Source organism: Catenulispora sp. GAS73 (genome assembly GCF_041262085.1).
GTDB lineage: Bacteria > Actinomycetota > Actinomycetes > Streptomycetales > Catenulisporaceae > Catenulispora.
Map to the genome: position 1 here is coordinate 19386 of NZ_JBGCCM010000012.1, position 25310 is coordinate 44695.

Consider the following 25310-nt stretch of genomic DNA (forward strand, 5'->3'; position numbering starts at 1 on the left):
CCGACAGTGGGCGTCGTCGTGCGCTGAGACGGTGTCTGCGGGAGCCGTCAGGCCCCGTACTTGCCCGCCAGGTACTCCGCCCACGTGCTCTTGCCCTGCCGGCTCTCAGGGCACGTGTGCGCCCCGGCCCGGAAGGCCCGCCCGGCCTTCCCCGGCACGCGCAGCGGCACCAGCAGGCGTCGCTTCCCGGTCGCGCGCACATACGCCTGCGCGATCTCCCCGGCGTCCAGCAGCTCCGGTCCGCCCATGTCCTCGGCGCGCCCCAGCGGCTCGCCGCCGGCCAGGTCCGCCAGGCGTACGGCGGCTTCGGCGGCGTCCAGCGGCTGGAACGGTGCGGCGGGCACCGGGACCACCGGGGACTTGGTCGCCAGCGTCAGGAACGTGTCGAGCAGTTGGAACCACTGCGTGGTGCGCTGGATCGTGTGCGGCAGGCCGCTCGCCTCGATCGCCTGCTCGACCTCGTGCTTGACCCGGTAGTAGCCGAACGGGATCCGGTCGACGCCGACGATCGAGATGTACACCAGGTGCGGCCGCCGCCCGCCGCGCTTGGCCGCCTCCAGCAGCCGCCAGACCGCGTCGGTGTCGCCCTTGCCCTGCCCGCGGGTGTTGGAGGCGGCGTGCACGATCACGTCGATCCCGTCCACCGCCTCGTCCAGCCCCGCGCCACCGGCCAGGTCCCCGACCACCCACTCGAACGAGCCGGGTCCGCCGGGGCCGCTGCCGCCGCGCGGCCGGCGGCTCAGGGCGCGTACGTCCGCTCCGCGCCGGGTCAGGGTCGGGACGAGCGTCCGGCCCAGCGTGCCGCTCGCTCCGGTCACCAGGATCATGTCGGCCTCCTTGCCGTGTCCTCTACCCCGCCGGGGCGCGCTCAGCCCGCGAGCTTTGCTTGGCCTGCAGGCCTTGCTTAACGCGCGAGCCTTGCTCGGCCTGCGAGCCCTGCCCGGCCCGCCGGCCGCGCGCCGCGTCCCTCAGTCCCGCCGCGCCCCTCAGTCCCGCAGCGACCGCTCCCGCCACGCGTTCGTGATCGGCAGCCGCCGGTCCCGCCCGAACGCCTTCGACGTGATCTTCGTCCCCGGCGGGTACTGTCGCCGCTTGTACTCGGCCAGGTCCACCAGCCGCAGCGTCCTGTCCACCAGCGCCTCGTCGAAGCCGGCGGCGACCAGTGCGTCGCGGCCCTGGTCCTGCTCGACGTACAGGTCCAGCATCCGGTCCAGCACCGGGTAGTCCGGCAGCGAGTCGGTGTCCAGCTGGCCCGGGCGCAGCTCGGCCGACGGCGGCTTCTCGATCGAGTTCTCCGGGATCGGCGGCACCTCGCCGCGCTCGGCCGCCGCCTTGTTGCGCCAGCGGGCCAGCTCCCAGACCCGCACCTTGAACAGGTCCTTCAGCGGCGCGTAGCCGCCGACCGCGTCGCCGTACAGCGTCGAGTAGCCGACTGCCAGCTCGCTCTTGTTGCCGTTGGCCAGCACCAGGTGGCCGTGCTGGTTGGACAGCGCCATCAGCGTGGTGCCGCGGACCCGGGCCTGCAGGTTCTCCTCGGCCAGCCCGGTCAGCGGGGTCACCGCCTCACCGACGGTGGCCAGGAACGCCTTCACCATCGGCTCGATCGGCACGGTGCCGAAGTGCACGCCGGTGCGCCGGGCCATCTCGGCGGCGTCGCCCTTGGAGTGCTCCGAGGAGTACTTCGAGGGCATCGAATAGCAGTACACGTTCTCCGCGCCGATGGCGTCGCAGGCGATCGCCGTGCTCAGCGCCGAGTCGATGCCGCCGGACAGCGCGATCACCACCGAGCGGAAGCCGTTCTTGCGGACGTAGTCGCGCAGCCCCAGGACCAGCGCGCCCCAGATCTCGGCCTCGTCGTCCAGCCGCTCGCTGATCGGGGCGGCGATCGGCTCGCGCGCCGGGGCCGGCTCGGCGGAGACCAGGACGTGGTCCACGGTGATGCCGTCGGCGACCGGCGTGGTCGGCGGCAGGCCCTCGGCGGTCGGCAGGTCCAGGTCGAAGGTCAGCAGCTCCTCGGTGAACTGGCCGCCGCGCGCCACGATCTCGCCGCTCGCGTCCACCACCACCGAGTCGCCGTCGAAGACCAGCTCGTCCTGGCCGCCGACCTGGTTGACGTAGGCCAGCGCGCAGCCGGCCTCGGCGGCCCGGCGGCGGACCAGCTCCAGGCGCGCGTCGTCCTTGTTCAGCTCGTACGGCGAGGCGTTGATCGACAGCAGGAACCCGGCGCCGGCGTCGCGCGCGGCGCTCACCGGGCCGCCGTCCTGCCACAGGTCCTCGCAGATCACGATCGCCACGTCCACGCCGCGCAGCCGCACCACCGGCAGGGTGTCGCCGGGGACGAAGTAGCGGAACTCGTCGAAGACGCCGTAGTTCGGCAGGTGGTGCTTGGTCGAGCGGGCGATCACCCGGCCCTGGTACAGCACGGCCATCGCGTCCTGCGGGGAGCCGGCCGGGCGGCCGGTGCGGCGCTCGACCTGGTCGCTGCCGTCCAGGTAGCCGACGACCGCGACCACGTCGCCGTGCCCGGCCTCGGCCAGCCGGCCGGCCAGCGCGTTCAGCGCGGCCTGCGAGGCGGCGACGAACGAGGACCGCAGCGCCAGGTCGTCGACCTGGTAGCCGACCACGGCCATCTCGGGGAAGGCGACGAGGTCGGCGCCGGCGGCGGCCGCGCGGCCGGTCCACTCCACGATCTTGTCGCAGTTGCCGGCGATGTCGCCGACGGAGGTGTTGAGCTGCGCCAGGGCGATGCGCAGCCGCGAGGTCGGGACGGAGCTGGTGGTCATGGGAACAGGCTACCCCGTTCTCGTCGAGGTGACGTTAAGGGGGGTGCACACAGCTTCCGCGGGGATCGGCCCGGACCCGGAAAAGGTCCGAGGCCTCACCGCACGGGGGGACGGTGAGGCCTCGGGATGGGAGACCCCATCGCACGGGGGGACGATGAGGTCTCGTTGCAGGATTATTCTCCGTTCAACAACGCTTGGCGAGGGGTTCCGGAGAGTTTTTCGGCAAAGATCTTCAGAGTTTCCTCGCGAATACCCGGTGTGACCGGATCCTGTCCGGTTCTGTCCGGATCTGTGCCGCTTTGCTGGATGAGTATCGGAGTACGGCACGAGCCGCCATGTCGACGCGGCGTCGGTATGGCGGTCTACTCACTACATGACGACCGGGAGTAGGCATCAGGTTGCACATCGGGTGGCAATCATCGGTGCCGGGTTTTCCGGGTTGTGTATGGCGATCCAGTTGAAGCGCGGCGGCGTCCGGGATTTCGTCGTGTTCGACAAGGGCTCGGACGTGGGCGGGGTCTGGCGGGACAACGTGTACCCGGGCTGCGGCTGCGACGTCCCGTCGCACCTGTACTCGTACTCGTTCGCGCGCTACTCCGGATGGACCCGTGCCTATCCCAAGCAGGAGGAGATCCTCGACTACCTGCACACCTGTGTGAGGCGTTGGAAACTCGGACCACATCTCCAGCTCGACACCGAGATCGTGTCGGCGCGGTGGGAGCCGCAGGAGGGCCTGTGGCGGCTCCGGGACGCTTCGGGGTGCGAGTACACGGCTCGGGTGCTGGTGTGCGGCGTGGGGCAGCTCAACAGGCCGCGGTACCCCTCTGTGCCGGGACGCGAGGCGTTCCAGGGGGCGGCGTTCCACTCGGCGCGGTGGGATCCGGCGTGGCCGCCGGAGGCGTTCGCCGGCCGGGACGTGGCCGTCATCGGGACTGGTCCGTCGGCCGTGCAGTTCGTCCCTGAGATCGCCTCCTATGCGCGCCGACTCTATGTGTTCCAGCGGTCCGCGAACTGGGTGATCCCCAAGTACGACTACGCCTTCGGCGCGGCGGCCCGCTGGGCGTTCCGCCGGATTCCGGGTCTGCGCCTGGCGATGCGCGGGTTCATGTACGCGGTCGTTGGAGAGGCTCTGCTGTACTCCGCTATAGCGGGGAGCTCACTAGGCCGCGGCGTGCAGAGGTTCTCCAGGCGCCATATGCACAAGCAGATCCCGGACGACGCGGAGCTGCGTGCCAAGCTCACTCCGGACTTCCCGATCGGCTGCAAACGCATCCTGATCTCGGACGACTGGTATCCGGCGCTCGCGCGGGACAACGTAGAGGTCGTTACTGAGGCGGTTACAGAGGTGACCTCCAGCGGGGTGCGTACAGCGGACGGCCGTGAACGGGACGTAACGGTGCTCATCTACGGCACCGGGTTCCGGGCCACCGAGTTCCTGGCGCCGATCGACATCGTCGGGCGCGGCGGCGCGCGGCTCCAGGAGCGCTGGCGGGAAGGCGCCAGCGCGTACCTCGGCATGGCGGTGCCGGAGTTCCCGAACATGTTCCTGCTCTACGGACCGACCACGAACCTCGGCCACAATTCGGTGGTCTACATGATCGAGTCGCAGGTCCGGTACATCATGCGGTGGCTGCGCGCGGCCCGCGGCGGGCACGTCGAGGTGGCCGAGGAGGCGCTGGCGGAGTACGACGCGACCATGCGGAGGCTGCTGGCGCGGACGGCGTGGGAGGGCGGCTGCACGTCCTGGTACAAGACCGCGGACGGTCGCGTCACCAACAACTGGCCGCTGCGCTCGTACCGCTATCGCATGGCTACCAACCGCCCTCGCGCGCGCGACTTTTTAGCGCCGTAATCACACGGAAACTCACCTCGTTCATACTGTGCTCATGGAACGTCAGCAGGAGTTCGTACTCCGCACCCTCGAAGAGCGGGACATCCGCTTCGTGCGCCTATGGTTCACCGACGTCCTGGGCTTCCTGAAATCTGTGGCGATCGCCCCGGCGGAGCTTGAACAGGCGTTCAGCGAGGGCATCGGATTCGACGGCTCGTCCATCGAGGGCTTCGCCCGGGTGGCGGAGTCGGACATGCTGGCCAAGCCCGATCCCGCGACGTTCCAGATCCTGCCCTGGCGCGCGGAGTCCCCGGGCACGGCGCGCATGTTCTGCGACATCCTGATGCCGGACGGCGCGCCCAGCTACGCCGACCCCCGCTGGGTGCTCAAGCGCACGCTGGCCAAGGCGGCCGAGCGCGGGTTCACGTTCTACACGCACCCCGAGATCGAGTTCTACCTGTTCGAGGGCCAGCCCAAGCCGGGCAAGGCCCCGGAGCCGGTGGACCACTCCGGGTACTTCGACCTCACCCCGCACGGCATCGGCCACGACTTCCGCCGCCAGGCCATCACCCACCTGGAGTCGATGGGCATCTCGGTGGAGTTCAGCCACCACGAGGGCGGCCCGGGCCAGCAGGAGATCGACCTCCGCTACGCCGACGCCCTGTCCACGGCGGACAACATCATGACCTTCCGCCACGTGATGAAGGAGGTGGCGCTGGAACAGAACGTCTACGCCTCTTTCATGCCCAAGCCGCTGGCCGAGCACCCCGGCAGCGGCATGCACACCCACCTGTCGCTGTTCGAGGGCGACCGCAACGCCTTCCACGAGCCGGGCGCGGAGTACAGCCTGTCCAAGACCGGCCGCAGCTTCATCGCGGGCCTCCTGCACCACGCCAGCGAGTTCACCGCCGTCACCAACCAGTTCGTGAACAGCTACAAGCGCCTCTTCAGCGGCGGCGAAGCCCCCAGCTACATCAGCTGGGGCCACAACAACCGCTCAGCCCTGGTCCGCGTCCCGATGTACAAGCCCTCCAAGTCCCAGTCCAGCCGCGTAGAGGTCCGCTCCCTGGACTCCGCCTGCAACCCCTACCTCGCCTTCGCGGTAATGCTCGCCGCCGGCCTGAAGGGCGTCGAGGAGGGCTACGAACTCCCCGCCGGCGCCGAGGACAACATCTGGACCCTCACGGACGGCGAACGCCGCGCGCTGGGCATCGAGACCCTGCCCTCGTCACTGTCCGAGGCCATCTCCCGGATGGAGGAGAGCGAGCTGGTCGCCGAGACGCTCGGCGAGCACGTCTTCGACTTCTTCCTGCGGAACAAGCGCGCCGAGTGGCTGGACTATCGGCATCAGGTGACGCCTTTTGAGCTGAACCGGTACCTGCCGGTGCTTTAGCGCCGGCTTGAGCTTGGGTGACAGGGGACCCGCCGGGCTGGTTCGGCTTGGCGGCTTGGTCGCGGGCTCAGTGCCAGCCGGCGAGGACCCATTCCAGCGCGGCCGCTGCCTGGACCGGGTCGTTGGTCGTGCTCACGACGACGGTCGCGCCGCTCCGGCGATCCCACACTTCGTAGGTCCCGGCGGCGGTGAGCGAGACGAGACCGGGCGCGATGGTGGCTTCGTCGTGCCGGCGGCTGGTGGCGAAGCGGAGCATGGCGTGGCTCGTGAACGGGTGGAACCGTCGCAGCGTTGTGGATCGGGCAGCCGTGACCAGGGCGTGCAGGATCGGCGGGACCCATGAGGACTCGCGGTCGCGGGTGAAGTCGTCGCGGAGCCGGGCACGCTCGCACATCTCGTCCCACAGCACGTCGAGCTGGTCCGTCACGGCAGCCGTCCCCTCCGACGTAGTCCTTGGTCCGCTTAGTTCTTCGTCCAGTTCCGCAGCACCCACGAAATAGCCCCGACGTCCAGCTTCCCCTCGGCCGCGTCCCCCGCCAGCCGGGCGGCCTCGCGCACGTCCGGTAGCGCCCGGAGCCCACACGCGGCCAGGTACGCCACGGCGGTCGCGGCGGCGAAGAGGCGGTTGGCGTTCTCCAGGGCTGGGACGCGGGCCAGTTGGTGGAGCATCGCGGCGGCTTGGTGGTGTGGCTGTTCGTACACGCGGCGGCCCAGGACTACCGCCTCGGCGCGGGCCAGGGCGGCGAAGAGGGCGCCGTAGTCCACGACGGCGGGGTCGCCGGGGAGGCGTTGGGCGGCGTCGAGGAGCCAGGCTATGTCGATCGGGTGACCGGGGGTGGCCTCTGGGCTCACGCGGCCGGCATGAGGTCGTCGTCGAAGGCGCCGGAGGCCTTGGCGTCCTGGACGAACTGGTCGAAGACCGAGTCGAAGACCGCGCGGCGGCCGCGGGTGTCGGCGTCGATCAGCCGGGTCAGGTACTCGCCGAGGTTCACGCCGGCGTCCGCGGCGGCGGCGCGGGCGGCCTCGGCGATCGCGTCGGGGACGCGCGCGTTCAACTGTTGGTTGCCCATGCCTCCATGCTAGCGCTGCTAGCAGGAGCTGTCAGCAGTCTTAGGACGAAAGTCTCAGACCGGTGCCGCCTCGGGCCGGATCCGGCGGGCGCGCCACCCGGCGAAGATCGTGTGGGGATGCGGCCCGAACCGCGCCCCGACCAGCCCGAGACCAGGAGGAACGTCCATGCGCGCGGTATGGCTGCGAAAGTTCGGCACCCCGGCGGAACTCCACGTGGAGCCCACCCCCGAACCCGCGCCCGCCCCGCCCGGCACCGCCCTGGTCGACGTCGCCTACGCCAACATCACCTTCGTCGAGACCCAGGTCCGCGCTGGCGACGGCCCCTTCCGCCCGACCCTGCCGACCATCCCCGGCAACGGCGTCGGGGGAGTGGTCCGCGCGGTCGGCGACGGCGTGGACCCGGCGTTCGTCGGCGCCCGCGTCGTGGGCTCGACCGGCGGCTCCGGCGGCTACGCCGAGGTGGCGCTGGTCCCGGCCGACGTCCTCTACCGGGTCCCCGACGGCCTCGCCCTCGACGCGGCCGTCGCCGTCCTCGCCGACGGCCGTACCGCCTCGCTGCTCGTCGAGGCCGCCGGGATCCGCCCCGGCGAGCGCGTCCTGATCGAGGCCGCGGCCGGCGGCGTCGGCACCCTGCTGGTCCAGCTCGCGAAGGCGGCCGGCGCCACCGTGATCGCGCTGGCCGGCGGCCCCCGCAAGACCGCCACCGCCACCGCCCTCGGCGCCGACCAGGCCGTCGACTACCTCGACCCGGCCTGGCCCGAGCACCTCGACGAGGGTGTGGACGTCGTCTTCGACGGCGTCGGCGGCGCCATCGGCCACACCGCCTACCGCCAACTGCGTCGCGACGGCCGCATCCTCACCTATGGCCTGGCCAGCGGCCAGTGGACCGCCATCCCCGAGGACGACGCCGAGGCCCGCGGCATCAGGATCGTCCGCCCGACCGCCGGCCCCGAGGACATGCGCCGCCTGACCGAGTCCGCGCTGCGCGCCGCCGCCGACGGCACGCTGCGGCCGGTGATCGGCCAGCGGTTCCCGCTGGAGGAAGCCGGCGCCGCGCACACCGCGATCCAGGACCGGCAGACGGTGGGAAAGACCCTCCTTGTGACGGGCAAAACAGCAGACTGACGCGGGCGCCGCGACGCCCGCCCCCTTGACCGGCCCGCTCCCGGCTGCTGTCCTGTCAGACGCCTGGTCCAAGGAGCCTGACTCACAGCGGGAGGCCCGATGTCGCGCACCCGTACCACCCTCGCCGAAGACTTAGCAGCGGCACGGGCCGCCGCACCGCAGCTCGCCGAGCGCGCCGCGCGGGTGGTCGCCGGGATCGGCGATCCGAAGGCCGCCTCGCTCCTGCCCGGCTGGAACGCGGCCGACGTCGCCGCGCACCTCGGGATGGCGTGCACCGCCTACGCCGCAGTCGTGGCCGGTACGTTCGACACCAAACACTGGGACACCTTCGTGCCGGAGCACCCCGATCTCGCGCAGCGGGTCGCTGTGCTGAACGCCACGACGCTCTCGCACGCCGCGCCCGACGCCTATCGCGCGGCCCCCGGCCAGATCCGCGACGGCGCCGCCACGCTGGTCGCGGCGCTGGAGGACCGCGACCCCGAGGAGCCGTGCCCGATCCCGTGGTTCGGAAACGACGCCCCGCTGCCGCTGGCCGCCGTCGTCGGCCTGTTCCTGAGCGAGACCGCGCTGCACGCCCTGGACGTGGCCCGCGCCACCGGCCAGAGATGGCTGGTCCCGCCGCAGATCGCGCGGCTCATCATCTCCCTGACGTACCTCGACACCATCCCGCGCACCGTGGACGTGGCGCGCGCCGCGACCGTGCACGCCGCCGTGCGCGTCCACGTCCGCGGCGGCGTCACCATCGGCATCGACATCGACGGGCCCCGGGTCGAGACGCACCGCGACCCGGCGCCCGGCGCCACCGACTGCCACATCTGGGTCGACCCGGTGGCCTTCGTGCTCACCGCGAGCAGGCGGAGCTCCCAGGCCCGGCAGATCGCGGCCGGCCGGATGTTCTCGTTCGGGCGCAAGCCGTGGCTCGGCCCGATGATCGGGCGGCTGTTCGATCACCCCTGAGGGCGCCCCCGCGGGTCACCGCCCGGCAGCCGCAGCTCACACCGGCCGTCCACACATTCGCGCCGTACCCTCCCGGCCGAAAGCGTCTGCACCAGCCCCATGGTCCAGCACATCGGACAGCCGCGCAGCGCCACCAGCCCGACCGGAACCAGCAGCAGCGCGGCGATCCCCACGAAGGGAATCAGGGCCACGCCACCCGCGATCCCGCCGAAGCCGATCACGCCGCGTGCCAGATGCCGGGTCAGCGACGCGCTCGCGAACTGCCCGCCCTCAGCCACGGCCCGCCTCCTCCGAGCCGTCGGCCAGCAACGACGCCCGCACCTGCGCCCGGGCGCGATGCAGCCGCGACTTCATCGCCGCCAGGCTCAGCCCCATCTCGTCGGCGACTGCTCGGCCCGAATGCCCCTGCACGTCCCTCATGATCAGAACCCTGCGCAGGTCCTCCGGCAGCGCCACGATCGCCGCGACCACGGCCTCGGCCTCCAGCCGCGCCAGCACGTCGTCCTCGGCCGGGCCACAGACGGCCTCGGCACCGGTGCCTCCGCTCCGCGCCCCGCCCCGCGCCCAAAACCGAGCCCGCCGCAGGCACTCGTTCCGCACAATCCGGAACATCCACGACGCCAGCGCCGCCGTCGCCCGCAGCATCCCGATCCGGCTGTAGAGGATGATCAGCGCCTCCTGCGCCGCGTCCTCCGCGTCCTGAGGTGTCGCGCACAGCGTCTTGGCGAACCTCAGCACATGCGGATACGACCCCGACACCAGCGCTCGCACCGCCTCGGCGTCCCCGTCCTGAGCGGCCCGCACCAACTGCTCGCCCGGCCAGGCCGTCACCGCCTCACCCACGCGTCCGACCCCGCTTCCGCATCACCGAAACGACGCAAGCGCACACCAGCACCGCTGCCACGACTCCCGCCACTGTCCATATCATCCCCGGCGTCCTCTCCCGCTCGACGTGCCGGCCGCACGACCGGCTCCGGGGATAAGAGGTGTGCACGCGCCGGAAGGATTCAGGGGCCTCCGCCATGCTTTGATAACCCGGTGAACCCCGACGAAGAACTCGTCTACGAAGTCGACGAGAGCGACCGGATCCTGCGGATCGTGCGCCGCGGCGAACTCACCGACAACAACCTGCGGCACCGCAGCGTCGACATCCTGTTCCGCGACAACGCCGGCCGGATCCTGGTGCACCGGCGCGCCGCGGTGAAGCGCGTCTTTCCGCAGTACTACGACATGTTCGTGGCCGGCATGGTCCCGGCCGGCGAGTCCTACGACCAGGCCGCGCGCCGGGAGGCCGCCGAGGAGGTCGGGCAGCGCAACGTCGTGCTCCGGCCGATCGGCAGGTGGCGCTTCGACCACGACCGGGTGCCGCAGTGGGGCTCGGTCTACACCGCGACCGTCACCGGCCCCGTGGTGCCGCAGCCGGAGGAGGTCGAGTGGTTCGGCTTCCTCACCGAGGCCGAGCTGGAAGAGAGCATCGCGCAGAACCAGTTCTGCCCGGACAGCCTGTACTTCTATCGGCGGATGCGCGGCCAGGCGGTGTGAGCGGGGGTGATCGGGCGTGATCGGGGCGATCGAGGGTGATCGGGCCCTGTCGATCCGCGGCCCCGTCCGCGGCGCGACCGGCCCCCGGACACGACGCGCCGGTCTCGATCGTCGTCGGCTAGATTGGGCCGGGTGGCACAGACGGCGGCACTTGGCCGGGAACCGGAGTCGGCGCGCTCGCGACTGGTCAGGCTCGGATTCGCCGACCCCGAATCCGCCCTGCGGACCCTGGACGAGGCCCCGCTCGGCGAGCTGCGCGGCGACCCGCTGTTCCTGGAGGCCCTGGGCCGCACCGCCGACCCCGATCAGGCGCTGGCCGCGACCGGCAGGCTGCTCGCGGCCGCCGACGACGCCGACACCCTGGCCGCCACCCTTGCCGCCGCCAAACCCTTCCAGGACCGGCTGCTCGGGGTGCTCGGGGTCAGCGTGGCGCTCGGGGAGCACCTGGAGCGCCATCCGGAGGGCTGGCACGGGCTCGTCGAGTTCGACGTCGAGGACCTGGCCCCGGCTTTCCGGCGGCTGATGCTGGAGGCGGTCGGGGCCGACCCCGGCGCGCCCGACCCGGTGGCCGCGCTGGCCGGGATCCCGGCCCGGGACGCGCTGCGCGTCGCCTACCGGGACGCCCTGCTCGGCATCGCGGCGCGGGACATCGGAAGCGCGCAGAAGAACGACGCCACCGCCACATACGACCAAACGGCCGCCGACCTGTCGGACCTGGCCACCGCCACCCTGGAGGCGGCGCTCGCGGTGGCGCGCGCGGAACTCCCCGAGGACTGCCCGCCGGCCCGCCTGGCGGTCATCGCCATGGGCAAGTGCGGGGCCCGGGAGCTCAACTACGTCAGCGACGTGGACGTGGTGTTCGTCGCCGCCGCCCCCGACGGCACCGACCCGGACGAGGAGCACCTCGCCCTGCGCACCGCCACCCAGCTGGCCGCGACGCTGATGCGGGTCTGCTCCGACACCACCTCCGAGGGCGCCATCTGGCAGGTCGACGCGAACCTGCGCCCGGAGGGCAAGAATGGCCCGCTGGTGCGCTCGCTGCCCAGCCACATCGCCTACTACGAGCGCTGGGCCAAGACCTGGGAGTTCCAGGCGCTGCTCAAGGCGCGCGCCGCCGCCGGGGACCGGGACCTCGGCGCCAAGTACGTCGAGGCCGTCACGCCGATGGTGTGGGCGGCCTCGCGGCGTGACGGGTTCGTCGCGGACGTGCAGGCGATGCGGCGGCGTGTCGTCGAACACCTCCCGGCCAAGGACGCCGAGCGGGAACTGAAGCTCGGCTCCGGCGGTCTGCGCGACATCGAGTTCGCCGTACAGCTGCTGCAGCTGGTCCACGGACCCACGGATCCCGCCCTGCGCAAGCGCGGAACCCTGGAGTCCCTGGCAGCTCTTTCCGCAGGTGGATACGTGGGTCGGACGGACGCGGCGGCCCTGGCCGACGCCTACCGCTTCCTGCGGACGCTGGAGCACCGGCTGCAGATCCACCGGCTCCGCCGGACCCACACGCTGCCCGAGGAGAAGGTCGAGCGACGCCGCCTCGGGAGGTCCATGGGGTTTCGAAAAGATCCCGTCGATCAGCTGAACGGTGAATGGAAACGCCACAAGCGGGAAGTAAGGCGGCTGCACGAAAAGCTCTTTTACCGACCGTTGTTAGACGCGGTGGCCCGTTTGACGCCGGGACAAGCCGCATTGGGTGGTGCTGTTCACTTGTCACCGGAGGCCGCGCAGTCACGGTTGGAAGCACTCGGTTACACGGACCCCGCCGGAGCGCTCCGTCATCTGACGGCGCTCACCTCGGGGGTGAGCCGGCGGGCGGCCATCCAGCGGACGTTGCTGCCGGTGATGCTGGACTGGTTCGCCGACGCGGCGGATCCCGACGGCGGCCTGCTGGCGTTCCGCAAGGCCTCCGAGGCGCTCGGGGACACACACTGGTACCTGCGGCTGCTGCGCGACGAAGGCGCCGCCGCCGAGCACCTGGCGCGGGTGCTGGCCTCCGGCCGCTACGCGCCGGACCTGCTCCTGAGGGCGCCGGAAGCCGTGGCCATCCTCGGGGATCCGGCCAACCTGGTGCCGCGGGCCCGGCCGGTGTTGGAGGCCGAGATCCTGTCCGCGGTCGGCCGCGCGTCGACGCCTGAAGCGGCGGTCGCCGCGGCGCGCGCGGTGCGGCGTCGCGAGCTTTTCCGCATCTCTGCTGCGGATCTGCTGGGACTGCTGACCGTCGAGCAGGTCGGCGACGGCCTCAGCGCGGTGACAGCGGCGACGCTGAGTGGCGCGCTGCAGGCCGCCACCACAGCGATCGAGAACCGGCTCGGCACACCGCTGCCGACCCGCTTCGCGATCATCGCCGTCGGTCGGTTCGGCGGCCGTGAACTCGGCTACGGCAGCGACGCGGACGTGCTGTTCGTCCACGATCCGCTGCCGGACGACGGTGTCGAGACCGATCCGGACGAGATCGCATGGGGCGCGACGGCGAACGGTTCAGCACCGTCCAGCGTGGCGGTGGCAAGCAACGGTGCCGCCACCGGAGCCGCTAACGGAGCTGCTAACGAGGCCGCCGCGACGGATTCCGCGCGCCGCGTCTCGCCCGTCTCGCCCCAGCGCGAACGCGCCGCCACCGACGCCGCGCACGCCGTGGCCAACGAACTGCGCCGCCTGCTCCAGATCCCGACGCCGGACCCGCCGCTGATCATCGACGCCGACCTGCGCCCCGAGGGCCGCCAGGGACCGCTGGTGCGCACCCTCAGCTCCTACGCCGAGTACTACCGCCGCTGGTCGGAGGTCTGGGAGTCGCAGGCGCTGCTGCGTGCGGAGCCGGTGGCCGGCGACCCCGAACTGGGCCGCGAGTTCATGGAGCTGATCGACCCGCTGCGCCGTCCGGCGTCAGGGCTCGACGAGACCGCGGTGCGCGAGATCCGCCGCATCAAGGCCCGCGTGGAGGCCGAGCGCCTGCCGCGCGGCGCGGACAAGGCACTGCACACCAAGCTCGGCCCCGGCGGCTTATCGGACGTCGAGTGGACCGTGCAGCTGCTCCAGCTCTGCCACGCGCACGAGGTCCCGGCCCTGCAGACCACGCGGACCCGCCTGGCCCTGTCCGGGGCGGTGGACGCCGGCCTGCTGGAGCCCGACGACGCCGAGATCCTCGACGAGGCCTGGATCGAGGCCACGCGCGTCCGCAACGGCATCATGCTGGTCCGCGGCCGGGCCGGCGACTCGATCCCGAACGACATCAAGGAACGCGCCGGCATCGCCATGTATCTGGGCTCTGAGAACAGCGAGGAGTTCGTCGAGGAGTACCGGCGCAGCGCTCGCCGGGCCCGCGCCGTCGTCGAGCGCGTCTTCTACGACTGGAGCAGCGACGCGGGGCGTTCTCACGATTCGTGAGACGCCCCGCGCCGGGCCCGCTGCGGTGATCAGCGGACGCGTCCGAACAGCCGCCCCGCGATGTCGATCCCGACGACCGCGCCGCTCTCGTCCCGCGTGAACAGCCCGCGCTGCCCCTTCAACCCGCCGTCGGTGATGGTGTAGTCGTCGCCCGTCTCGGCCAGGAACCCCATCGCGGCGGCCGGGTAGTCCTGCGGCATCTCGGTGTCGGAGGCGGCGCGGATCTCCGGCTTGATGCCGACCGCGAGGGTCAGGCGCTCGCCGTCGTCGGCGACGTCCAGGTTCATCGCGTCGATCTCGTAGCGGCCGACGACGTCGCGGTTGCGCGCCGCGTCGTACGGTACGGGCTCCGGGTCCTCCTCGACGAGGCCGAGGAAGTGCTCCAGGGCCCACTTCACGACGTCCTGGTTCAGCTGGTAGCCCTCGGGCGCGCAGTTGCTCAGCGCCACGATCGCGAAGCCGCGCTCGGGGACCACGAGCAGTTCGGCGAACTGGCCGTTGCCGCTGCCGCCGTGGCCGAAGGTGCGGACGCCGGCGATCTCGTTGAGGAACCAGCCGAATCCGAAGGCGTCGCCGAGGGTGGAGCCGCGCAGCTCGGACTTCGGCTCCCGCATCGAGCGGCGCGCCTCGACGCTCAGGACCTCGTCGGCGGTGCCGGGCTGCTCCCCGACCTGCTCCCCGAGGTGGAACCGGGCCCAGCGCAGCAGGTCCGCGGCGCAGGAGACGGCACCGCCGCCGGGGTTGTTGCCGTGGGTCCCGGCCGGGTACGACTTCCAGGGCGTCGCGGGGTGCAGGACGCCGTCGGCGTCGCGATTGTGGCCGACGGTGTGCTTGCGGGTCATGACGTCGTCGAGGTCGAAGACGGTGTCGGTCAGGCCCAGCGGGGTGAGCACCAGCTCGGCCACGGCCTGCTCGTAGGGCTGTCCGGTGACCTTCTCGATCACCCGGCCCAGCAGGTTGTAGCCGGCCTGGCTGTAGGAGGCCCGGGCGCCGGGCTCGCCGATCAGCGGCAGCGCCTCCAGCTTCGCGACGAAGGTGGCCAGCGAGCCGTCTCCATAGTCGGTGTCGATCAGATTCCACTCCAGGCCGCCGGTGTGGTCGAGCAGGTTGCGGACGGTGACGCGCGCGGCGTGTGACTCGTCGGCCAGCTTCAGCTCCGGCACGTACGTCCGGACCGTCGCCTCCAGGTCGACCCGGCCGTCGGCCGCCAGGCGCATCAGCGCGGTGGCGGTGAAGGACTTGGTCGCGGAGGCGATGTGGAACAAGGTCCGTTCGTCCACCTCGACCGCGGTGAAGAACTCGTGGCCCTCGACCAGCACCCCCACGCTGATGCCGGGCACGTCGTACGCCTTCGCCGCCTCGGCCACGAACGCGGTCAGGTCCTGGGCGGTCTCCTGCACAGTCATCTCGATCTCCCCTTGCCGAGTCACTTGCACTTAGTTCAAGTGGAACCGTAGCCCCGACTTGAACTAAGTGCAAGTACACTTCCGCCATGCCTAGGAACACGCTGACTGTGGACCAGATCGTTTGCGCTGCCATTGCGCAGCTCGACGAGGAGGGGCTGGACGGCCTCAACATGCGTGCCCTCGGCAAGCGCCTGAACGTGGCCGCGACCGCCGTCTACTGGCACCTCAAGACCAAGGACGAGCTGGTCCGGTTGGCTGCCGACGCGGCCTGGGCCGAGGTCGAGCTGCCGGACCCGGCGGTGGTCGGCTGGCGCGAGGCGGCGGTGCGGACCGCGACCGGCGAGCACGCGATGTTCACGCGCCACCCCTGGATGGGCCAGGCCTTCGGCGGCTACCTGCTCTACGGCCCCGGCAAGTCCGGCCATGACGACCACCTGCTGACCGTCTACGAGGCCGCCGGGTTCGCGCCCGCTGATGCTGATCGAGCGGCTGCGGCCGTCTTCACCTACGTGCTGGGCAACTCGCTCGCCCCGGCGGCGACGGTCGCGCTGAACCGGCGGCTGGCGCTGGGCGGTGAGGACGCGATGCGGTCGTTCACGGAGGCGAAGGAGAAGTCCGTGGCGATCGCGCGGACATTCCCCAGACTGCGGGAGCGCATCGACAGCCCGGCGGCCTCCTACGCCGGGACGCCCGAGGAAAGTTTCGAGTTCGGGCTCGCGGCGCTGCTGGACGGATTCGAGGCGCGGCTGGCGGCGCAGGCGTTGGACGACTGAGGAACTGCGCGCGAACGAAGAACGGGCCCGCGAAGGGGCCCGTTCAGTGGTTCACGCTCGTTGGTTCAGGTTCTCAGGTGGATCGAAGGCCGTACCAGCTCCGCCGAGGCGCCGTCGTCGAGGTCGCTCGCCGTCAGCCTTTCCGGCTGCCGGGGCAGCGGCGCGTCCCCGGCCGGCTTCGGCGGCGCGAACACCTGCCGACCCTGGAGGATCCGCTGGACCAGGAAGCCCAGGGCCAGGGTCACCAGGCCGAACACTGCGTCCAGGACGTAGTGGTTGGCGGTGCCGATGATGACCGCGAAGGTGCAGAACGGGTAGGCGATGCCGAGGGCCTTGACCCAGCGGCGCTGCGCCAGGTGCGCGATGACCAGCGCGCACCAGGTGGACCAGCCGATGTGCAGCGAGGGCATGGCCGCGTACTCGTTCGTCGACGAGCCGAGCCCGGCCACGCCGTCGGACGTCGCCGCCGTCTGGCCCCAGGGGTTCAGCAGCTTGAACGTGTCGATGAAGTCGCCGCCGTGCAGCATCCGCGGCGGGGCCAGGGAGTAGAAGTAGAACCCGAACAGCGCGATCAGCGTCATCGCGATCATCACGGTCCGGACCGCGCGGTAGCGGTCGGGGAACTTGAAGTACACCCAGACCAGCACCACGATCGGCACGATGAAGTGCAGTGTCGCGTAGTAGACGTTCATCGAGAACGCCAGCCAGCGCACGCTGTACACCCAGTGGTTGAAGGTGCGCTCGAAGTTCAGCCCGAGGTAGTGCTCCAGGTGCAGGATGTCGTGGCCGCGCTGCTGGGCCGCCGTCTCGTGGGAGGGCGCAGCCAGCCGGGTCAGGGTGTAGAGGTAGTAGCCCAGCGCGATGAGCGCGATCTCCAGCCACAGCTTGGGCCGGTTCGTCGGACGGAATCGCTGCGGCAGGATCGGGCCCGGGATCCAGCTCCGGCGCCGTCCGCCGGCCGAGGCGGCGGGCGCCGTCGAGTCGACGTTCCCGTCGCGCGCTGTAGCCTCCGTGCTGCTTTCCAGCGGCTGTGTCGTCGTCACGAGTTCACCCCCATGACAAGCAAGTCTGCCAGGGTACCTGCCGCGAAGGCGTCATACCCCGGGTCCACATTCCGCATCACCCCATGGTAGGGCTTTGGCGGAGGTGTGAGGCGGTCCCGCCGTAAGGGTCTCTCAGGCGGAGTACGCCAGCTTATCCGGATCAGCTGTTTCCCGCGCGTCCCATGGCAGGTCATCTCCAGCCGGTACGCTCCGCGCCAAGCGTCTGTGCACCCGGTCACAAGGGGCGCGGCGTGACGAATCAGACACGCGAGGAGCCACCTCATGCCCATCCCCGTGTACGTCCCCGCGAACGGTGGTCGCTGTGACCACCTGGAACAGCTTCGCGACGCCGAACCGGACTCCACGGACGAGTGCCGGGAATGCCGGGCCACCGGCGGCCGCTGGTTGAGCCTGCGGGAGTGCCTCGTCTGCGGCCATGTGGGTTGTTGCGACAACTCGCAGAGCCGGCACGCCACGGCGCACTGGCGCGCCACAGGCCATCCCCTGATCCGGTCACTGGAGCCCGGTGAGGTCTGGGCCTGGTGCTATCCGGACGAGGCGATGTTGTTGCCGGCCGACTGCTACTGAGGCTGTGTCGGCTGAGGCTGCTGAGAAGGAGGCAGCGGCTGGGCCCGGGGGTGGCTTTCGTGGCTGCCTCCGGGCCACTGCTTTTGGCGGCGTTTTTCAGGCCGCGCTTCTTAGCCGGTGCTCCGGTGCTCCGGTGGCCCGACGCCGTGGCCCGGCTTAGCGTGAGGTCACGGAAGCCGTCTTCCCGCGGCTCCGGCAGGCAAGGAGTTGAAAACGCATGGCGAAGAACAGCCCGGCCAAGGGGCACCACGGACTCGGCGCACGCGGGCAGGGGAAGCTCCTCTATTTCCACACTCGCGTCTCCCACGTGATCCGCCACTCCAAGGAACAGCTGTTCCGCAAGTACCGCAAGCAACCTGAGTATCGGCAGGCCAACGGGCACTGGGCGGGGACCCGATAGTCCGGGCTATTCCTCTGACGCGCTCCTGGCGACGGTCGTGGCGACCTGCCAGGGGCGCATCTCCATGTGCTGATGTTCCTGCTCGGTGGTGATGGTCGCCGTGGTCGGCTCCGGAGTGAGGGCCACCAGCCGTACCTCGGCCGCTTCCCCGCCGCCGTTGTCGCTGACGTCGCGGCAGCTGCTCAGGACCACGCCGCGCCCGCCGATCTCGATACCGCCGTCGGGGATTTCCGGGACGTTGTCAGGGTTCTGGCTTCGGCCGGGGAGCGCGGTGAACGGATGGCGATAGCGCTCGGCGGCGTCGAGGAGCCCTGATTCGTGCCACTCGCCGGCGTAGAGGTAGAGGCCGAGCTCGACGGTGCGCACGCCGTGGCACTGCGCGCCGGGCGTGGGCAGCTGCGGGCCCGCGGGCTCCTCGCGCCAGGCGTTGTCGTTGCGCGAGAGCAGGCCGACGGAGCGCAGCAGGGTGAGGGCGAGGGTGCGGCCGTCGTCGACGAGCTCGTATTCGCTGACGTGGTCCAGCAGGACGGCCAGGCCCCCGGCCGCGACCCAGCCGTAGGCGGGGAAGGTCGGCACGGGGCGCTCGCCGAAGCCGCCCTCGGCGTGGAGCGGCCGGTCCACGACGGCGAACTGGCCCTCGGCGTGCGAGACCGCGGCCGGGCGGGGGAGCGGGAGGTGCAGGCGGACGCGGTGGTCGTCGCTGCGGTTGTCGAAGGCGACGGTGAGGCGCACGAAGGGCTCGCCGTGGCGCAGCTCGACGCGGGTGCTGAGCTCGGTGGTGTGGACGGCCTCGGCGCGGACGCTGACGGCGTTTCCGCCGGAGGTCCCGGCGGGGACACCGTGCGTCGGCCAGTTGAACCAGCGCACTGATTCGAGTGACGCCGTCAGCGGCCCGTTCCACCGCTCGCGGTTCCAGATCTCGTCCGGCGAGTCGACGATGCGGTCGCGCCCCGGCGGCGCGTAGTTGTACTCATCGCCGAGATCCCCGCCGTCGACGATCACACCGAGGCCCGCGGCGTGCGTACCGTCGGCGGCGAGGACGTCGAGGAGGCCGTCGGAGCGGAGCGCGACGTGAATCAGGCCATTGTCGAGGTCGGACAGCGCCCGGCGCCCGGTGGCGATGTTCCTCAAGGCGACCGGCGGCGCGGGCGCTCCGGCCGCCGCGGCGACCGCCGTGACCGCCGTGAGGCCGAGCGGCCCGACGTCGACGAGCGCGGCCACCTTGGCGCGAGGCTGTATCCGTACCTTGACGCACCACCGCTCGACGGCCGCGCCGGTGCTGGCGGCGGCGGCACGCACGTCGGCGACGTCGAAGACCAACTCGGACGTCGGCGCCAGCTCGAAGGCGATGGTCGCGGCGCGGGCATCGACCTGCCACGCGGCGATCTGCCGCCCGTAGAGCTCGCGCCCGTGGACCTTGCGCAGGAACCGATCGAGCTCACCGGGCGCGACCTGCTCCTCGGCGAAGGTCTCCTCGACGGTCTCAAGAACCTGATGCGGAACATGCGCGCCAGCCCTCAACCCCCGACCGGCCGGCACATCGAGCACCACCACCTCCGCCCGCCGCCACGGCGACGGATTGAAGACCAAATGCCCGCCATCCGGCACAGTATCCGCAACCGGCCCAAGCACAAGATCGACAACCCCGCGCCCCAGATCATCAGCCTCCCCGATCCGCGCAGCAACCTGCTCAGCAGTGCCATCGACGCCGCACCCGGTCACACTGTCGTGGCACGACGAGTCGACCAACCGCCGCCACGCCAGATCCAAGAACGGCTGACACGCCGCCCGCACGCCGTAGAGCGCGGCGACCGGCTCCGCATAGCGCTCGACGAGGCGCTCGGCACGACTCAGTGCCTGCTTGAGGTCGATGCGCGAGGACAGGACGCCGGGGAGGATGTTGGCTCGCGCGTGGGAGCGCAACTCGCCGCGGATGACTTCAGAGCCAGCGGCATCGGCGATATGAGGTCTGGCAGCGACGTTTGCTCCTGCGCTGGCGGCTGAACCTCTTGCAGCGCTCGCGGCATCCGGACTCGCGTGCCCGTCGAAGAACCCGGCCAGCGTGTCGAGCCGAATCCGCATCGACCCGTCCGCCGCACCGGCCACCAGCTCCGCCAGTCCCTCGACCGGCGCCGAGTGGTCCGTCCCGTACATCCCGAGCAGCGGGCCCTCGGGCTGCCAGCGCCGCAGTGCCCGTACATGCTCCTCGGCGCGCTGTCGCACTACCGCGGCATCCGCCTCGCTGAAGACGCCCGCCGCGCCGCCGTAGCCGCCCTCGGGTAGGTAGCGCGTGCGCAGCGTCGTGCCGTCCGGGGCCTGCCACCAGAACTCCGTCGTGTGCACGGCTGCCGGGACGCCGCGCCAGACGCATGCTGTCTCGATGCCCGCGTGGCGGAGGATCTGCGGGAGCTGGGCCGCGTGGCCGAACTGGTCCGGCAGGTAGCCGATGCGCATGGCGCCGCCGAGGTCGTCGGCGCGGCGCAGGCCTATCTCCAGGTTGCGGAGCAGGTTCTCGCCTGAGCACAGGAACGAGTCCGCCAGGACCCGCCACGGCCCGAGCGCCAGCTGGCCGCGCGCCGTCAGTGAGCGGACCAGTTGCTCCTGCTCCGGGCGGATCTCCAGGTAGTCGTCGATCGCGGCTGTCTGCCCGTCGAGGGTGAAGCGTGCCCGCGGGTCGGCGTCCAGCTGCGCCAGCAGCCGGTCCAGCACTGTCACCAGGCGGAGCCGGAAGCGCTGGAACGGCTGGTACCACTCGCGGTCCCAGTGCGTGTGGGGGACGATCACCAGCTCGGCGGGCTCGCTCATCCCGACTTCCCCAGCGTGTCGAGGACGAGCATCCCGGTGCGGATGTCGGCGGTGCCCTCCGCGATGCCGCTCAGCGGCGGCGTGCCGGCGGTCACGAAGGAGTGGAACGCCAACAGCTCGCGTTCGAAGCCCGAGTCGGCGCCGAAGAAGTACGGGTTCCCGAACGCGAGGTCGTACGTGCCGTCCTCGGTGTGCACGCGCACGCGCTCCTCATACTCCGGATAGTCCGGCAGGTAATGCCAACGCACGCTATAGCGCCCACCATGCGAAAGCGGCCCCGAGAACTCCAGCGAACCCGATTCCCCATCCCGCGCGCCCCACGAGTACGCCGCATCGACGTCCACTCCGGTGCCGCCACCCAGCAAGCGAATCAGCGCGAGATCGTGGCACACGCTGTCGAGCACAGCGCGGTACTCCCAATGCACACGCGGCCCGACGTGCTCCGGCGGCGCCACGGAACCGGAAGTGGAACCGGAACCGGGAGCCGGTGTCCAATCGATCTGCGGAAACCTTTCCGGAGGATGCAGAACACTGACATCGATATGCCTGATCGTCAGCAGATCCAGGCTCCCAAACGCCTCGGTGACCATGGGGTCGTACTGCTTCATATACCCGAGCATCAGACGATCGCCAGCCTGCCGCACCACCCCGGCCTCATCCAGCGTGTGCGCCAGCGGCTTCTCACAGAACACCGGATACCCGCGCTTCAGCGCCTCGGCGGCCAGCGCCGCGTGCGACCCGGACGTCAGCAGCAGCACCGCGTCGAACTCGCCGCACCCGAACATGCTCCGCACATCGGTGAAGACCCCGGACCCGGGCACGCGCATCCGCCGCGCGACGTCGGCGGCGTATCCGTGCTGCGCATCGCAGACCGCTGTGACCGCGAAGTACTTGTCCAGCTTGGCCAGCAACGGCAGGTGCACGTGCCGCGCCACCCGCCCCAGCCCGACGACCGCGACCCGGACGACCGGCCCCACAACAGAACCGGCAACAGAACCAGCAACCGACCCGGCAACCGACCCGCCACCCGCCGCCGAAGACAAACCCCCAGCCGCCATCACACCCCCAACCCGGCCAGCACCGCACGGTTGTGCCGCATGTCCCCGATGATCCGCCCGAGATCCTGACCGCGGTCCGGCACATCCTGCTCGACCACGATCCACCCCTCATAAGCCAGCGCCCGCAACGCGTCCAGGAACGCCCCCAGATCCAGCCGCCCCTCCCCGAGCCGACAGAACGTCCCGTCAGCCAGCGCGTCCTTCACATGCACGTGCCGCACCCGATGCCCCCACCGAGCCAGCGTCGCCAGCGGATCCCCGCCGGCCGCGAGCAGATGCCCGGTGTCCAGGCACAGCTCCAGCTCCGTCAACTCCAGCAGCCGGTCGATGTCGTCCGGCGTCTCGATACTGGTGTCCAGATGGTGGTGGAACACCGGCTCCAGCCCGTGCTCCCGGCACCGCGACGCGGCCCGGTACGCCTGCCGGACCAGCAGCCCCCACCCGGCGGCGTCCAGCGGCTCGGACGGCGGGCACGCCAACGTCGGCTTCGGCGCGAAGCTGCTCATGTCCGGGTACCGGTTGCGGATGCGCAGCAGTCGCGCGGTGTCTTCGAGCGCTGACAAGTCGTCCGCGAACCCCTCCTGCTGCCCGAAGCGCAGGTCGTGCCAGCCGCCGGCCAGCGGCGGGCCGGAGTCGGCGTCGGCCAGCACCTCGTCCAGGTAGCCGTGCGGCCCCAGATCAGTACCCTCATACCCGCAGTCCGCCGCGATCCGGGCGTATTCCGCCGCGCTGATGAAGGGATTCTCGGCCGAGTAGATCCCGAAGTTCACCGGTGCCGTCGCGACCTTCACTGCCCAGGCCGGCGGCTGCGGCTGCGGTCGTGGTCGCGGCTCCGTCACGCGCACAGCGCCACCACCTCGTTGCGCCACGTCTCCAACCGATACACCCCGGTCTGCGACGCCGGGAACGACTGCCGCCCCGACCGGTCCGCGCGCACCACCACCCGGGTCTCGTCCGGCCGCACCAGCACCAGGCCGTCGGCGTCCACCGTCGTCACCTCGTCGCCGCAGCGCAGCACCAGCGGGCCGGTCCGGGTGGCCGAGACCGCGGTGCGGCCGGCGGCGATGCCGGACAGGATCGCAGGGGTCTCACACTCGTCGGCCAGCACCCAGGTGACGGGCTCGCCGAGGGAGGCCGGCAGGCCGTCCGGCTCGTGGAAGTCGCTGCCGCCGACCGGGATGATCGCCGCCGGATGCCGTTTCATCCAGGCCAGCGGCCAGCCCCAGGTCCGGTCGAACCAGGACCAGTGCCAGATCTCCGCGATGGAGGGCTGCGTGGTCAGCTGGTGCCGCCACGCGCAGTCCCCGGCCAGCGGATGGTTCACGGAGAACAGCGCGCCGGCCTTCTCGGCCTGCTTCATCCACTGCGAAGCCGGGCGCCGGAAGTCGATCCACTCCTTCGAGCCCCACACGTTCGCGTGCCCGAGGTCGGTCGTGACCTCCTGGCCGGGGATCAGCGTGACGCCGCTGACCTCGGACTGCTTCTCCAGGAAGGGGTAGTGGCTGATCGTGTTGTGATCGGTGACCGCCAGGAAGTCCAGGCCGACCTCCGCCGCCAGCCCGGCCAGCTCCCGGACGGTCAGCTTGCCGTCGCTGTGCTCGGTGTGCGCGTGCAGGTCGCCGGCGAACCAGCGCCGGCCGCCGACGGCCGGCAGCTCCCGGGCCGGCGGTCGTTCCAGGGCCCTGACATGGTGGTAGTCCAGGTCCCTGGAGACCTTCACGGCCTTGTCGGAGAACGTGATCTCCAGCGAGTACCGGACGCCCTCGGGCGGAACCCGGTGCAGGCCCAGCCACACGTGCCAGACCCCGGGCAGGATCTCCCCGGCCAGATAGCCCGGCGTCGAGGACCCGACCCCGATCCGGAACGACTCCCGGGCCCCGCCGGACCAGCCGCGGAAGCCCTCGGGGCCGGCGCAGCCGAGGTCCAGGACCGCGCCGGCGGACTGGTCGTACTCCAGCCGGACCTCGATCTCCGAGACGCCGGGCGGCACCTCGAACGGGACCGGCCGCAGCTGTTGCCGCAGCCGGTCCTCCAGCCACCACACGCCGTCCAGCCGCATCAGCCCACCAACTCCCCATCCGCGTAGAGCAGAGTCCGGTCTTTGCGGGGCAACGCCCACACAGTGGCCTGGGGTTCCGGCTCGTCCTCTTCCGCGACCACGACCTGCACCGCGGTGCCGGCGACGTCCAGCGTCAGCAGCAGCGAGCTGCCGAGGTTCTCGGCGACCTCTACCGTGCCCCGAAACGCCCCATCGCGTGGATCCGCCGATACGCGGAAGTACTCCGGGCGCGCGCCAAGGACCACCTCGGCGCGTTCGGCCAGGCGCTCCCCGGTCCCGTCAGGCATCGCGATCTCGGAATCTGCGACCAGAACGCGTCCGTCACGGACTACCCCCTCCAGCAGGTTCATCGGCGTGGAGCCGATGAAAGAAGCCACAAACGTGTTCGCCGGCCTGCGGTACACCTCACGCGGTGTTCCCAGCTGGCGGATACGGCCGGACTGCATGACCGCGATGCGGTCCGCGAGCGCCAGCGCCTCGGCCTGGTCGTGCGTGACGAAGACCGTGGTGGTGGCGAGTTCGCGTTGCAGCCGCTTGAGGAACGTCCGCGCCTCCAGCCTGAGACGAGCATCAAGGTTGGACAGGGGTTCGTCAAAGAGAAAAACGGACGGCTCAGCCGCGGTGGCCCGGGCCAAAGCCACTCTTTGTTGCTGTCCGCCGGACAAAGCGCCCGGGCGTCGGTCCAGCAAACCCGCTGTGGTCTCGGTGCCTGTCAGACCGAGCTCGGAGGCGGCGGCCAGGACGGCTTCCCGTTGTCGGGCTTTGGGAACCCCGCGTACCCGCAGGGGATACGCAATGTTCTCCGTGACGGTCATGTGCGGGAAGAGCGCGTAGTCCTGGAACACCATGGCCACTCCGCGCTTGCCCGGCGGCGTGCGGGTCACGTCGGTCTCGCCGATGTGCACCGCGCCGCTGCTCGGCGTCTCCAGTCCGGCCAGCGTCCGCAGCAGTGTGGTCTTCCCGCAGCCGGACGGGCCCAGCAGCGCGAAGAACTCCCCGTCCTCGATCGTGAGATTCAGTGCGTCCAGCGCCGTGACGCCGCCGTCGGCGAACGTCTTGGTCAGGTCCACGGTTCTGATTTCGGCCAAGGGTCTCCTC

23 protein-coding genes are annotated in these 25310 nt (G+C 71.0%); 9 read left to right on the forward strand and 14 right to left on the reverse strand.

Features of this window, described 5'->3' with window-relative positions; all coding sequences use genetic code 11:
* Positions 1–47: 47 nt before the first annotated feature.
* Both ABH935_RS19260 and ABH935_RS19265 read right to left on the reverse strand, forming a co-directional pair.
* Positions 48–827: an SDR family oxidoreductase gene (locus ABH935_RS19260; protein WP_370379285.1), complete on the reverse strand. Its 780-nt coding sequence runs from the start codon at positions 825–827 to the stop codon at positions 48–50.
* A 159-nt stretch (positions 828–986) separates the two neighbouring features.
* Positions 987–2783 carry an NAD+ synthase gene (locus tag ABH935_RS19265; protein WP_370379286.1) on the reverse strand — a complete coding sequence of 599 codons (1797 nt, stop codon included), beginning with the start codon at positions 2781–2783 and terminating at the stop codon, positions 987–989.
* Positions 2784–3156: 373 nt separating this feature from the next.
* On the opposite strand from ABH935_RS19265, the gene ABH935_RS19270 reads away from it, so the two are divergent.
* A complete protein-coding gene (locus tag ABH935_RS19270; RefSeq protein WP_370379287.1) occupies positions 3157–4635 on the forward strand; it encodes a flavin-containing monooxygenase in 1479 nt (492 codons plus the stop codon).
* 34 nt (positions 4636–4669) lie between these two features.
* Positions 4670–6007: a glutamine synthetase family protein gene (locus tag ABH935_RS19275; RefSeq protein ID WP_370348791.1), complete on the forward strand. Its 1338-nt coding sequence runs from the start codon at positions 4670–4672 to the stop codon at positions 6005–6007.
* Between the two features lie 67 nt (positions 6008–6074).
* Here ABH935_RS19275 and ABH935_RS19280 read toward each other — a convergent pair whose 3' ends face one another.
* The 3 genes from ABH935_RS19280 to ABH935_RS19290 are packed head-to-tail and all read right to left on the reverse strand — an operon-like array spanning position 6075 to position 7077.
* A complete protein-coding gene (locus tag ABH935_RS19280) occupies positions 6075–6434 on the reverse strand; it encodes a DUF6193 family natural product biosynthesis protein (RefSeq protein WP_370379288.1) in 360 nt (119 codons plus the stop codon).
* A gap of 35 nt (positions 6435–6469) precedes the next feature.
* On the reverse strand, positions 6470–6859 hold the full coding sequence (locus ABH935_RS19285; RefSeq protein ID WP_370379289.1) for a fic family toxin-antitoxin system, toxin component: 390 nt from the start codon (positions 6857–6859) through the stop codon (positions 6470–6472).
* Positions 6856–7077: a hypothetical protein gene (locus ABH935_RS19290; RefSeq protein WP_370379290.1), complete on the reverse strand. Its 222-nt coding sequence runs from the start codon at positions 7075–7077 to the stop codon at positions 6856–6858. The genes ABH935_RS19285 and ABH935_RS19290 overlap by 4 nt, the downstream gene beginning before the upstream one ends.
* 166 nt (positions 7078–7243) lie before the next feature.
* Here ABH935_RS19290 and ABH935_RS19295 point away from each other — a divergent pair, with 166 nt between their 5' ends.
* Together ABH935_RS19295 and ABH935_RS19300 are read left to right on the forward strand one after the other, a co-directional pair.
* On the forward strand, positions 7244–8203 hold the full coding sequence (locus ABH935_RS19295; RefSeq protein WP_370379291.1) for a zinc-binding dehydrogenase: 960 nt from the start codon (positions 7244–7246) through the stop codon (positions 8201–8203).
* Between the two features lie 99 nt (positions 8204–8302).
* Complete coding sequence (locus ABH935_RS19300) at positions 8303–9160, forward strand: maleylpyruvate isomerase family mycothiol-dependent enzyme (RefSeq protein WP_370379292.1); 858 nt, start codon at positions 8303–8305, stop codon at positions 9158–9160.
* Here the strand turns inward: ABH935_RS19300 and ABH935_RS19305 are convergent.
* On the reverse strand, positions 9151–9438 hold the full coding sequence (locus ABH935_RS19305; protein WP_370379293.1) for a hypothetical protein: 288 nt from the start codon (positions 9436–9438) through the stop codon (positions 9151–9153). The two genes, ABH935_RS19300 and ABH935_RS19305, sit on opposite strands and share 10 nt — an antisense overlap.
* Positions 9431–9991 carry an RNA polymerase sigma factor gene (locus tag ABH935_RS19310; RefSeq protein ID WP_370379294.1) on the reverse strand — a complete coding sequence of 187 codons (561 nt, stop codon included), beginning with the start codon at positions 9989–9991 and terminating at the stop codon, positions 9431–9433. Before ABH935_RS19310 ends, ABH935_RS19305 begins: the two co-directional genes overlap by 8 nt.
* Before the next feature lie 207 nt (positions 9992–10198).
* Here ABH935_RS19310 and ABH935_RS19315 point away from each other — a divergent pair, with 207 nt between their 5' ends.
* Together ABH935_RS19315 and ABH935_RS19320 are read left to right on the forward strand one after the other, a co-directional pair.
* Positions 10199–10702, forward strand: a complete 504-nt coding sequence (locus tag ABH935_RS19315; RefSeq protein ID WP_370348784.1) for an NUDIX domain-containing protein — start codon at positions 10199–10201, stop codon at positions 10700–10702.
* Positions 10703–10834: 132 nt separating this feature from the next.
* Complete coding sequence (locus ABH935_RS19320; protein ID WP_370379295.1) at positions 10835–14080, forward strand: bifunctional [glutamine synthetase] adenylyltransferase/[glutamine synthetase]-adenylyl-L-tyrosine phosphorylase; 3246 nt, start codon at positions 10835–10837, stop codon at positions 14078–14080.
* A gap of 29 nt (positions 14081–14109) precedes the next feature.
* On the opposite strand, the gene ABH935_RS19325 is transcribed toward ABH935_RS19320, so the two are convergent.
* Positions 14110–15486 carry a serine hydrolase domain-containing protein gene (locus ABH935_RS19325; protein ID WP_370379296.1) on the reverse strand — a complete coding sequence of 459 codons (1377 nt, stop codon included), beginning with the start codon at positions 15484–15486 and terminating at the stop codon, positions 14110–14112.
* Positions 15487–15572: 86 nt separating this feature from the next.
* Between ABH935_RS19325 and ABH935_RS19330 the strand changes: the two genes are divergently transcribed.
* A complete protein-coding gene (locus tag ABH935_RS19330; RefSeq protein ID WP_370379297.1) occupies positions 15573–16259 on the forward strand; it encodes a TetR/AcrR family transcriptional regulator in 687 nt (228 codons plus the stop codon).
* Positions 16260–16324: 65 nt separating this feature from the next.
* Here the strand turns inward: ABH935_RS19330 and ABH935_RS19335 are convergent, their stop codons facing one another.
* The gene (locus ABH935_RS19335) at positions 16325–17302 is read right to left on the reverse strand and encodes a phosphatase PAP2 family protein (RefSeq protein WP_370379298.1); all 978 of its coding nucleotides are present in this window, start codon (positions 17300–17302) and stop codon (positions 16325–16327) included.
* A gap of 282 nt (positions 17303–17584) precedes the next feature.
* On the opposite strand from ABH935_RS19335, the gene ABH935_RS19340 reads away from it, so the two are divergent.
* The gene (locus ABH935_RS19340; RefSeq protein ID WP_370379299.1) at positions 17585–17890 is read left to right on the forward strand and encodes a UBP-type zinc finger domain-containing protein; all 306 of its coding nucleotides are present in this window, start codon (positions 17585–17587) and stop codon (positions 17888–17890) included.
* A 217-nt stretch (positions 17891–18107) separates the two neighbouring features.
* On the forward strand, positions 18108–18290 hold the full coding sequence (locus ABH935_RS19345) for a hypothetical protein (protein WP_370348779.1): 183 nt from the start codon (positions 18108–18110) through the stop codon (positions 18288–18290).
* Between the two features lie 6 nt (positions 18291–18296).
* On the opposite strand, the gene ABH935_RS19350 is transcribed toward ABH935_RS19345, so the two are convergent.
* From ABH935_RS19350 to ABH935_RS19370, 5 genes are all read right to left on the reverse strand, one after another.
* Positions 18297–21095, reverse strand: coding sequence for an alpha-mannosidase (locus tag ABH935_RS19350; RefSeq protein WP_370379300.1), 2799 nt, complete (start codon positions 21093–21095; stop codon positions 18297–18299).
* The gene (locus tag ABH935_RS19355) at positions 21092–22072 is read right to left on the reverse strand and encodes a Gfo/Idh/MocA family protein (RefSeq protein WP_370379301.1); all 981 of its coding nucleotides are present in this window, start codon (positions 22070–22072) and stop codon (positions 21092–21094) included. The genes ABH935_RS19350 and ABH935_RS19355 overlap by 4 nt, the downstream gene beginning before the upstream one ends.
* Positions 22073–22152: 80 nt before the next feature.
* Positions 22153–22992: a TIM barrel protein gene (locus ABH935_RS19360; protein WP_370379302.1), complete on the reverse strand. Its 840-nt coding sequence runs from the start codon at positions 22990–22992 to the stop codon at positions 22153–22155.
* A complete protein-coding gene (locus ABH935_RS19365; RefSeq protein WP_370379303.1) occupies positions 22989–24212 on the reverse strand; it encodes a CehA/McbA family metallohydrolase in 1224 nt (407 codons plus the stop codon). The genes ABH935_RS19360 and ABH935_RS19365 overlap by 4 nt, the downstream gene beginning before the upstream one ends.
* Positions 24212–25300, reverse strand: coding sequence for an ABC transporter ATP-binding protein (locus ABH935_RS19370; RefSeq protein ID WP_370379304.1), 1089 nt, complete (start codon positions 25298–25300; stop codon positions 24212–24214). The genes ABH935_RS19365 and ABH935_RS19370 overlap by 1 nt, the downstream gene beginning before the upstream one ends.
* Positions 25301–25310: the final 10 nt, after the last annotated feature.

Coding starts and splice junctions, on each gene's coding strand:
- ABH935_RS19265 (WP_370379286.1), bottom strand. CDS start 2,783: ATGACCACCAGCTCCGTCCCGACCTCGCGGCTGCGCATCGCCCTGGCG.
- ABH935_RS19350 (WP_370379300.1), bottom strand. CDS start 21,095: ATGAGCGAGCCCGCCGAGCTGGTGATCGTCCCCCACACGCACTGGGAC.
- ABH935_RS19290 (WP_370379290.1), bottom strand. CDS start 7,077: ATGGGCAACCAACAGTTGAACGCGCGCGTCCCCGACGCGATCGCCGAG.
- ABH935_RS19330 (WP_370379297.1), top strand. CDS start 15,573: ATGCCTAGGAACACGCTGACTGTGGACCAGATCGTTTGCGCTGCCATT.
- ABH935_RS19300 (WP_370379292.1), top strand. CDS start 8,303: ATGTCGCGCACCCGTACCACCCTCGCCGAAGACTTAGCAGCGGCACGG.
- ABH935_RS19365 (WP_370379303.1), bottom strand. CDS start 24,212: ATGCGGCTGGACGGCGTGTGGTGGCTGGAGGACCGGCTGCGGCAACAG.
- ABH935_RS19275 (WP_370348791.1), top strand. CDS start 4,670: ATGGAACGTCAGCAGGAGTTCGTACTCCGCACCCTCGAAGAGCGGGAC.
- ABH935_RS19345 (WP_370348779.1), top strand. CDS start 18,108: ATGGCGAAGAACAGCCCGGCCAAGGGGCACCACGGACTCGGCGCACGC.
- ABH935_RS19295 (WP_370379291.1), top strand. CDS start 7,244: ATGCGCGCGGTATGGCTGCGAAAGTTCGGCACCCCGGCGGAACTCCAC.
- ABH935_RS19340 (WP_370379299.1), top strand. CDS start 17,585: ATGCCCATCCCCGTGTACGTCCCCGCGAACGGTGGTCGCTGTGACCAC.
- ABH935_RS19270 (WP_370379287.1), top strand. CDS start 3,157: ATGACGACCGGGAGTAGGCATCAGGTTGCACATCGGGTGGCAATCATC.
- ABH935_RS19325 (WP_370379296.1), bottom strand. CDS start 15,486: ATGACTGTGCAGGAGACCGCCCAGGACCTGACCGCGTTCGTGGCCGAG.
- ABH935_RS19260 (WP_370379285.1), bottom strand. CDS start 827: ATGATCCTGGTGACCGGAGCGAGCGGCACGCTGGGCCGGACGCTCGTC.